The sequence below is a fragment of the Photorhabdus viridis genome (genome assembly GCF_040256935.1).
GTDB classification, from domain to species: Bacteria; Pseudomonadota; Gammaproteobacteria; order Enterobacterales; family Enterobacteriaceae; genus Photorhabdus; species Photorhabdus viridis.
In genome coordinates, this window is the sequence record NZ_JBEJZY010000167.1 from 1 (window position 1) to 1,125 (window position 1,125).

1 protein-coding gene and 1 pseudogene are annotated in these 1,125 nt (G+C 54.8%); both read left to right on the plus strand.

The genetic code is table 11. The annotated features are described in order from the left end of the window. The coding region (locus tag ABR397_RS22740; RefSeq protein ID WP_350307692.1) for a type VI secretion system Vgr family protein at positions 1-795 on the plus strand (795 nt) is incomplete at its 5' end. A 10-nt stretch (positions 796-805) separates the two neighbouring features. Beyond that, a pseudogene (locus ABR397_RS22745) lies at positions 806-1,125 on the plus strand (DUF4123 domain-containing protein); the annotation flags it as partial.

The window sequence follows — 1,125 nt, forward strand, 5'->3', positions numbered from 1 at the left end:
CTGGTTGACAGCCAGAAACCGCACCCGGATAAACGGGGTGAAGGGTTTGAGCTGCGTACCGATGACTGGGGCGCGATCCGCGCCGGGAAAGGGCTGTTTATCAGTGCGGATGGGCAACCCAACGCCCAGGGGCCAGTGTTGGCAATGCCGGCGGCGTTGTCTGAGTTGGATGCGGCCCTTCAGACTGCGGCGGGATTGCGTTACGCCGCTGAAGCGGCGAAAGCGGAACTGGCGGATATCGAAGCCCAGACCGCATTTATGAATCACACCCTCAAAGAGCTGCAACAGCGAGCGCTGTTACTTTCAGCGCCGTCAGGCATTGCTCAGGTGACGCCGGGCAGCTTGCAGCTTTCTGCCGGTGAAAATCTGATAGCGACAGTTGGCCGTGATGCGGATATGAGCATCACCAAAAAATTCCGGCTGGCGGTGGGTGAAACCCTGAGTTTATTTGCCAAAACCCTGGGTATGAAGTTGTTGGCCGCCTCCGGCAAGGTGGAGATTCAGGCCCAGACCGGTGAGATGGATTTACTGGCACAACAGGCGCTGCGCCTGGTCAGCCAGGAAGACACGGTGACGATATCCGCGAAAACGGAACTGCGGCTGGAATGCGGTGGCGCTTATATCTCGCTGAAAGACGGTCATATTTCGTTTGCCAGCCCGAAGAATGCCCGGTTTCAGTGCGATGTTTTCCAAAAAGCAGGCCCGGCTAGTCAGCGTTCAACCCTGACATTGCCTGACCGTTGTGCGTCAACGGAAGAGCATGTAGCAACTGCTCACGATAGCGTGATGGAATAAGGAATATCTGATGACTCAAATTCAAATTGATTACGATTTTTCTCCTGATGTTATAGACAGGCAAAGAATCTGCTTATTGGCTGACTTGCATAACGCGTTTACCCAACAGGGTGGACAGGGGCTGCTGCTGGTTGATCCGGCGGTTTTCCTGAATAGCCGACAGGATGAGTTGCTGCCTGCGGCAATCCTTAACCATCAGCCTGCCGCTATAGCGATCCAGATAAAGCATCCCCGCTTCGAACCCCGCTATTCTCCCTGGCTGATACCGCTGGATATCAACCAGCCTGAGGATGCTCACATGCTGGAGTTGAGTATTACCCAAGCGTTGCA